Origin of the sequence: Nocardiopsis sp. TNDT3 (assembly GCF_003427465.1) — a bacterium.
Lineage (GTDB): Bacteria > Actinomycetota > Actinomycetes > Streptosporangiales > Streptosporangiaceae > Nocardiopsis > Nocardiopsis dassonvillei.
This window is the reverse complement of record NZ_QPFC01000066.1, coordinates 1-6,903: the sequence shown is the minus strand read 5'-3', so window position 1 is coordinate 6,903 and position 6,903 is coordinate 1. Positions and strand designations below refer to the sequence as shown.

8 protein-coding genes are annotated in these 6,903 nt (G+C 72.7%); 3 read left to right on the top strand and 5 right to left on the bottom strand.

From position 1 onward, the window contains the following. Positions 1-302 precede the first annotated feature (302 nt). From DQW06_RS01915 to DQW06_RS01905, 3 genes are all read left to right on the top strand, one after another. Positions 303-791: a hypothetical protein gene (locus tag DQW06_RS01915; RefSeq protein WP_013155067.1), complete on the top strand. Its 489-nt coding sequence runs from the start codon at positions 303-305 to the stop codon at positions 789-791. 95 nt (positions 792-886) lie between these two features. Continuing rightward, positions 887-1,258: a hypothetical protein gene (locus DQW06_RS01910; RefSeq protein ID WP_013155066.1), complete on the top strand. Its 372-nt coding sequence runs from the start codon at positions 887-889 to the stop codon at positions 1,256-1,258. Between the two features lie 106 nt (positions 1,259-1,364). Next, on the top strand, positions 1,365-1,610 hold the full coding sequence (locus DQW06_RS01905) for a hypothetical protein (RefSeq protein ID WP_013155065.1): 246 nt from the start codon (positions 1,365-1,367) through the stop codon (positions 1,608-1,610). 64 nt (positions 1,611-1,674) lie between these two features. On the opposite strand, the gene DQW06_RS01900 is transcribed toward DQW06_RS01905, so the two are convergent. The 5 genes from DQW06_RS01900 to DQW06_RS01880 form a co-directional block, all read right to left on the bottom strand. Further along, positions 1,675-2,679, bottom strand: a complete 1,005-nt coding sequence (locus DQW06_RS01900; protein WP_013155064.1) for a sugar phosphate isomerase/epimerase — start codon at positions 2,677-2,679, stop codon at positions 1,675-1,677. Between the two features lie 34 nt (positions 2,680-2,713). Continuing rightward, on the bottom strand, positions 2,714-3,442 hold the full coding sequence (locus DQW06_RS01895; RefSeq protein WP_013155063.1) for a hypothetical protein: 729 nt from the start codon (positions 3,440-3,442) through the stop codon (positions 2,714-2,716). A gap of 202 nt (positions 3,443-3,644) precedes the next feature. Beyond that, positions 3,645-4,517: a sugar phosphate isomerase/epimerase gene (locus tag DQW06_RS01890; protein ID WP_013155062.1), complete on the bottom strand. Its 873-nt coding sequence runs from the start codon at positions 4,515-4,517 to the stop codon at positions 3,645-3,647. Beyond that, positions 4,518-5,717 (bottom strand): substrate-binding domain-containing protein, encoded by a 1,200-nt coding sequence (locus DQW06_RS01885; RefSeq protein WP_013155061.1) that lies wholly within the window; start codon positions 5,715-5,717, stop codon positions 4,518-4,520. Positions 5,718-5,719: 2 nt separating this feature from the next. Then, positions 5,720-6,817 carry an ABC transporter permease gene (locus DQW06_RS01880; RefSeq protein ID WP_013155060.1) on the bottom strand — a complete coding sequence of 366 codons (1,098 nt, stop codon included), beginning with the start codon at positions 6,815-6,817 and terminating at the stop codon, positions 5,720-5,722. Positions 6,818-6,903: the final 86 nt, after the last annotated feature.

Here is a 6,903-nt window from a genome sequence, read left to right as displayed (position 1 = left end):
CCCCCCCCGCACCGACACCACCCGGGTCCGAGGTCCCGAAACTCCCGAAAGGGAGAAAAAGTGACCTCGCGCGACACCGGGGACGATCACCTTTCCCGGCGGGGCGAAACACGCTCCGGTGCCCCCTCGTCCTCCTTTCGGCTTTCCGCCACCCCCTCCGGTCAGGCATAACACAATAAATCACTGAAAAGGCTGCGCTGCGAACGCATGACGCCTATTCTCGTGATGTCCGCAAAGGACAGTTAGCCTGATTCGTCGCGGGCCGACGCGAGTCCCGGCCCCAGCCTTCGCAAAGGACCGACGTGCGCTTCGAGCAGCAGTTGCGGGAGATGCTCCAGACGCCGGGGGTGCGCAGTGCCTGCCTCGTGGACTGGCGGCGCGGGCGCGTCCTCGCCCACGCCGGCGCCGACGATCCGGCCGCGGACGCGGCGGCGATCCTCAGAGCCGTCAGGGAGGGTCCCCTGTGCGCCGACCAGCGGGTGGAGGACGTCGTCGTCACCGACACCGACCACCACGTGCTGTTCGCCGTCCTGGAGGGCTCCGACCTGTGCGTACGGGTGCGGATGGGCCGCACGGAGGGCAGCCTCGGCTTCACCCTGCGGCGGCTGCGCGACCTGGTGCGCACGGCGAGGGTGCCGCCTCCCCGCGACGACACCGACCGCCCGCCCCGGCGGGACCTGCCCCGCCCCGCCGCGCCGGCGGTCGCGTCCGTGGACCGCAAGGTGCTGGAACGCGTGCTCACCGCGCTGCGGACGCTGTCCGTCGACCGCCCCCGGCCGGTGGCCGCGTGACCGGTGGGCAGCCCCGCCGAGGCGCCTCCGGCCTGCGCCGCTGGATCGCCGACCGCAGGGCGCCGCGCCGACCCACGTCAAGGAGAGAGAAGGACATGCCGAACATCGAAGCCGGGCTCAAGGAGATGATGGAGATCGAGGGGGCTGTGGGCGCCGCCGTCGTCGACTACAGCAGCGGGATGGCGCTGGGCACCCTCGCCTCCACCAACACCCTCGACCTCACCGTGGCCGCCGCCGGGAACACCGAGGTGGTCCGCGCGAAGATGCGCACCATGGACCAGTTGGGGATCAACGACGTGATCGAGGACATCCTCATCACCCTGTCCGGGCAGTACCACATCATCCGGCCCCTCACCAGCCGCAAGGGGCAGGGGCTCTTCCTCTACCTGGCCCTGGACCGCTCCCGGGGCAACCTCGCCCTGGCCAGGCACCGCCTCAAGGGCATCGAGGCGGACCTGGAGGTCTGACCGGGCGGGCCGCCCCGGCGCCCCGCCCGCCCGGAGGATTCCCAGCCGGGGAGGCGATGGGGCAGAATGCCGGTGTCCGCCCCCCGGCACCCTAGGGAGACAGCACATGTTCCGGGTCGTTATCAGCCGTCTCACCGACAACGGACTGCGTGTCACCCCAGAGCAGAAGGACACCGCCATGTCCGTCCAGGAGGCGGTGTCCTTCATCCGCGAACACCTGCCCGGGGTGGACACCGCGGCCTTCGGCGACAGCGCGGTGCAGGGCTCCGTCAACCGGGTCAACGACTTCCGCTGCGACGTCTCCACCGAGGACGGGGGGCACTACCGGGTGGTCATCGCCCCGATGATCTGACCCCGCCTCCCTGTTGAGGGGGATCCCCGGTACGCGCCGCCCCGCCGCCGCGCCTGCAGCCGGGTCAGTCCGACCCGAAGGCGGAGTCGAACGACGCCTCCGGCGGGTCGTAGGCGTGGGAGCGCACGAACTCCACCGCCTCGGCCGCCCCGACCAGCCGGTCCATGCCCGCGTCCTCCCACTCCACCGAGATCGGCCCCTGGTAGCCGATCGAGTTCAGCGTGCGGAAGCAGTCCTCCCAGGGCACGTCGCCGTGCCCGGTCGAGACGAAGTCCCAGCCCCGGCGCGGATCACCCCACGGCAGGTGGGAGCCCAGCCGCCCGTTGCGGCCGTTGCCCACCCGCTTGCGGGCGTCCTTGCAGTCCACGTGGTAGATCCGGTCCCGGAAGTCCCACAGGAACCCGACCGGGTCGATGTCCTGCCACACCATGTGGCTGGGGTCCCAGTTCAGGCCGAAGGCCGGACGGTGCCCCACCGCCTCCAGCGCCCTCTGGGTTGACCAGTAGTCGTAGGCGATCTCGGAGGGGTGCACCTCGTGCGCGAAACGCACCCCCACCTCGTCGAACACGTCCAGGATCGGGTTCCACCGGTCGGCGAAGTCGCGGTACCCGGCCTCGATGACGTCCTCGCCCACCGGCGGGAACATCGCCACGTACTTCCAGACGGCCGAGCCCGTGAAGCCCACCACGGTGGACACGCCGAGCCTGGCGGCCGCGCGGGCGGTGGTCTTCATCTCCTCGGCGGCCCGCCGGCGCACGCCCTCGGGCTCGCCGTCGCCCCACACACGCGCGGGCAGGATGTCGCGGTGGCGGTGGTCGATCGGGTCGTCGCAGACGGCCTGGCCCAGCAGGTGGTTGGAGATCGCCCACAGGCCCAGCCCGTGGCGTTTGAGCGTGTCCAGCCGGTCGCGCACGTAGTCGTCGTCCACGGCGGCCCGGGTGACGTCGAGGTGGTCGCCCCAGCAGGCGACCTCCAGACCGTCGTAGCCCCACGAGGAGGCCAGGGAGCACACCTCCTCGAAGGGCAGGTCGGCCCACTGTCCGGTGAACAGGGTGACTGGTCGCGGCATGTTCGTCTCCTCCTGGAGTAGGGGGGTTTCGTGGTCAGTGGTCGTGTCCGCCGCCGGGGCCCTCCCCGGCGCCCTCCGGTCCCGCGTCCGCCCCGGCGCCGTCGGGCGCGAGGGCGCCGCTGTCGGGGGCGGCGGGCAGGTACAGGTGGACGTGGCCGTGCCCGGCGTCCACGCTCACCGCGTCCAGGTGCGTGGCCGCCACCGACCACGACACGACCGCCTCGTCGCGCAGTTCCATGGCGATGTGCAGCACGTCCATGCGCAGGTCCTCGTCCTCGACCAGGGCGGCCTTGGCGTAGGTGTCGACTGACATGGACAGCAGCCGGACGGAGGACACCAGGCCCGCGTGCGCGGTCCGGTGGGCGCCGCCGGACTCGGGAACCTCCCCGAAGTGCACCGAGGCGGCCTGCACCTCGGTGCGCCAGGAGTTGACCACCGAGGCCTCGGTCAACTCCAGGGGCGGGTGTGATCCGTCGGTGGGCAGGAACTCCTCCATGTCCTCCACCACGGGGACGAGTCCCTCGTGGGCCGTGCGGGTGTGGGTGAGCAGCGAACCGACCTGTTCGGCGTCGGGGTGGTCCGCCGGGGCCTGCGGCGCGGCGGAGGCGCCGTTCGCGCCGTCACCGCCGAGGAACACGGCGGAGGCGACGGCGGCACCGGCCACCGCGAACGACACCCCGGTCAGCCACCAGGTGGCGGGGGTGTCCGCCACCGGGTCCGGGAACTCGGATCCGGCGGCGGAGGGGGTCTTGTGAGCGGGCATGGTGACGTCTCCTCGTGGGGATGGAGCCGCCCTACCTCAGTCAGCGCTTTCCGGCGAGCGCGGCACCGAGCGGGGGTGGTGGACGTTTCCTCCTGGCCCGGGGGCACCGGCGGCCGTGGTGCGGACACGGCGGCCGGCTCCCGTCCCCCGTGGAGCCCGGCCGCGCCCGTACGGGCGGACCGCGGCTCCCGAGGAGCGCTGCCTACCTGCACGGCGGCTCCTCTCGTCGGCTCAGGGCGCGAAGGAAGGCCAGGCCGTCGACGGCGATCGCGTCCTGGGTCGCCGCCAACGGTCGCCAGACGGAGGCCGCCGTGGCGATGCTGGCATTGTCCGCCGTGAACGACTCGATCACCAGGGGTCCTCCGTACCCCGCGTCGCCGAGCGCGCCGAGGATCGCGCTCCAGTCCAGGTGGTCGGCCCCGGGGGCGCCGCGGTCGTTCGCGCACACCTGCACGTGCGCCACTCTGCCCGCCGCGCGCCGCACGGCCGCCGCCACGTCCCGCTCCTCGATGTTCATGTGGTACACGTCCAGGGCCAGCCCGCAGTGCTCCGCGGGCAGGTCGGCCAGCATCTCCAGCCCCTGGTCCACCGTGTTGAGCACGCTCGTCTCGTACCGGTTGAGCGGCTCCACCGCCAGCCGGACCCCCGCGGCCGAGCAGTGCCCGACCACGGGGGCCAGCGCCTCGGTCAGCTCCGCGCCGATCCCCGCCCGCTCACGCGGGGACATCCGCCACGTGCGGCCGACCGAGGCGTAGGCAGGACCGGCGGCGACGGGGGAGCCCACCGCCGCGGCCGCGTCCACGACCCGCCTGAGGTAGTCCTGCGTGGCCGAGCGGGTGGCCGCGTCGGTCGCGACCAGTTCCCGGCCCGGCCCCATGACCAGCACGACGCTGGCCGTCAGGCCCAGCCCGTCCAGCAGGGCCCGGGCGCGCCGGGGGTCCCAGTCGCCCGTGTCCTCCACGGGGAGTTCGATCACGTCGAACCCCCACTCCGCCACGCGGGGCGCGATCCGCTCCAACGCGGCGTCGGTCAGCGGCGACGTCCACACCCAGGTGTTGACCCCCAGCGCGCGCACCTACCGGTCCGTCCAGGCCTCGGGGAAGCCCGGCAGGTCCTCGCCGCCGAACTTCGCGTAGTGCAGGGACGGCATCTCCGCGTTGCGCTCCAGGTACTCGTCCAGCTCGTCCTGACGGATCGGCTCCTGCGGCAGGATCCACTCCGAGGGCACCTCCTCGCCGGCGAGGATCATGCCGGCGGCCAGGACCGGGGTCCGCCACTGGAAGTTGGAGTAGACGGGCGCGATCGCGGTGAGGTCCTCCTCCTGCCACTTGCGCATGAAGCTCAGCTCGTCCTCACCGGAGATCACCGGGTAGGGCTGGCCCGCGTCCTCGAAGGCCTCCAGGGCGGCCACGGCGCCGTCCCCGGCGTCCATCCAGATGCCGTCGACCTCGCCGCGCTGGAGGTGCTGGGAGACCAGGTCCTTGATCATGGCGCCGTCGCCCTCGGTGAACTCGTGGCCGAGCACCTCCAGCTCGCTGTCGGCGAAGACCTCCTGGGCCGCCGCCCAGCGGTGTTCGAGCACGTCCACGCCGGGCAGGATGCGCAGCGCCAGCACGGTCGAGCCGGGCTCCAGCTCATCGACCAGGAACTCGGCCGCGTCCGCGCCGTAGGCGTAGCCGCCGATCGGGTGGATGAACGTGACCATGCAGTCGCTGTTCACGCCGCGGTCGAAGACCACGACCGGGACGCCGCTCTCGCAGGCGGTCTCCACCGCCGGGGTCAGGGTCGCGGTAGTGGAGGGGGAGATGATGATGACGTCGCAGTCCCCGGAGTCCACGAAGGCCTGGATGTCGGAGATCTGCTGGTTGTCGTCGTCGGCGGCGTCCGACACGCGGAACTCGCCGATGCGCCCCTCCTCCTGGAGCGCCTCCACCTGCTGCTCCATGGTGATGAAGCCGGTGACGCGCCAGGGGTTGGACACCGAGGCGTTGGAGAAGCACAGCGTCGCGTCCTCTGGCGCGTCGTGCGTGAACTCCGAGGTGTCGATCCACTCGGGCTCGATCGCCTGGAGCCAGGGCTGGTCCTCGGGGCCCTCCGGGGTGATCTCGCGCTGGGCCAGCTGCGCCTCGAACTCGGCCTCGTCGAACCACTCCCCGTCGGGGGTGAGTTCGGAGCCCGCCTCCTCGGGGGCGTCGGTGGGGGCGTCCGTCGTACACGCCGTGAGCGTCAGGGTCAGGCCGGCGGCGCCGGCGAGCAGCACGCGGGGGACGCGCATGGTTACCTCCTGGAAGTGCCGAGCGGCCGCTCGGTCGGATGGTCCGGTCGCCGTCGCAGGCGCTCCGGCAGTCGAAGGTCGCCCCGGCGGGCGGCGTAGGCCACCGCGGCGATGATGATGAGCCCCTGCACCGTGGGCTGGAGCGTCGAGGGCAGGTACAGCTGGTTGAACAGCGTGAACAGGGCCTCCACGGTCAGGGCTCCCAGGACGGCGGCGACCACGGTGCCGCGCCCGCCGCCCAGCACCACCCCGCCCAGGACCACGGCGGTGATCGCGGTGAACTCCAGCCCGTCGCCGACCTGCGCGGTGACCCCGGCGTAGCCGCCGATGAGGACGGCGGCGACGGTGGCCATGAGGGAGGAGCCGACGAAGGCCATCGTGCGCACCCGCCACACCCGCACCCCCGAGAACGCGGCGGCGACGTCGTTGTCACCCGTCGCCACGAGGGAGCGGCCGTAGGGCGAGCGCATGAGCACCACCGCGCCCGCCGCCAGCGCCAGGGCGATGAGCAGCGCCCACGGGATCTCGCCGAGGACGGGCACGCCCTCGATCCCCTGCCGGCCGAACACGCGGAAGGACTCCGTCAGCGCCCCGGTGGGCGCTCCGCCGGTCCAGTAGCGCACGGCGCCGAACAGGATCAGCATCGTGCCGAGCGTGGTGATGATCGACGGCACCCGCAGCAGCGTGGTCACCAGGCCGTTGACCAGGCCCACGACCAGGCCGAAGACCAGCATGAGGCCGATCACCGGCCAGGTCATGGCCTCGTCTCCGTCGATGAGGCGGGCAGCGATCACCACCTGCGCGCCCACCAGGGACCCCACCGACAGGTCGAACTCCCCGGAGACGATCACCAGGTACTGGCCGATGGCCAGGATCACCAGCGGCGCGGCCTTCTTGGCGAAGGCCATCAGCGGCGGCCCCTCGAAGAACGAGGGGTTCTGGGTGGCGATCACCACGAAGATCAGCGCCAGCAGCAGCGCGACGGTCGCCGTGCCGCCCCGGCCCAGCGCGGCCAGCGCCGCCAGCGGGCCCGGGCCGCGCGACTCGGGTCCGCGCGGCCCGACCGGGCCGCGCGCGTCCTGGGTGGGGGTCGGGGTCATCGGCGGCCTCCGAGGGGTTGCGGTGCGGATCCCGTCCCGGGGTCCGGATCGGGGGCGGTCCCGGTGTCCGGGGCGGGCCGCGGCAC

Coding starts and splice junctions, on each gene's coding strand:
- DQW06_RS01910 (WP_013155066.1), top strand. CDS start 887: ATGCCGAACATCGAAGCCGGGCTCAAGGAGATGATGGAGATCGAGGGG.
- DQW06_RS01905 (WP_013155065.1), top strand. CDS start 1,365: ATGTTCCGGGTCGTTATCAGCCGTCTCACCGACAACGGACTGCGTGTC.
- DQW06_RS01900 (WP_013155064.1), bottom strand. CDS start 2,679: ATGCCGCGACCAGTCACCCTGTTCACCGGACAGTGGGCCGACCTGCCC.
- DQW06_RS01895 (WP_013155063.1), bottom strand. CDS start 3,442: ATGCCCGCTCACAAGACCCCCTCCGCCGCCGGATCCGAGTTCCCGGAC.
- DQW06_RS01885 (WP_013155061.1), bottom strand. CDS start 5,717: ATGCGCGTCCCCCGCGTGCTGCTCGCCGGCGCCGCCGGCCTGACCCTG.
- DQW06_RS01880 (WP_013155060.1), bottom strand. CDS start 6,817: ATGACCCCGACCCCCACCCAGGACGCGCGCGGCCCGGTCGGGCCGCGC.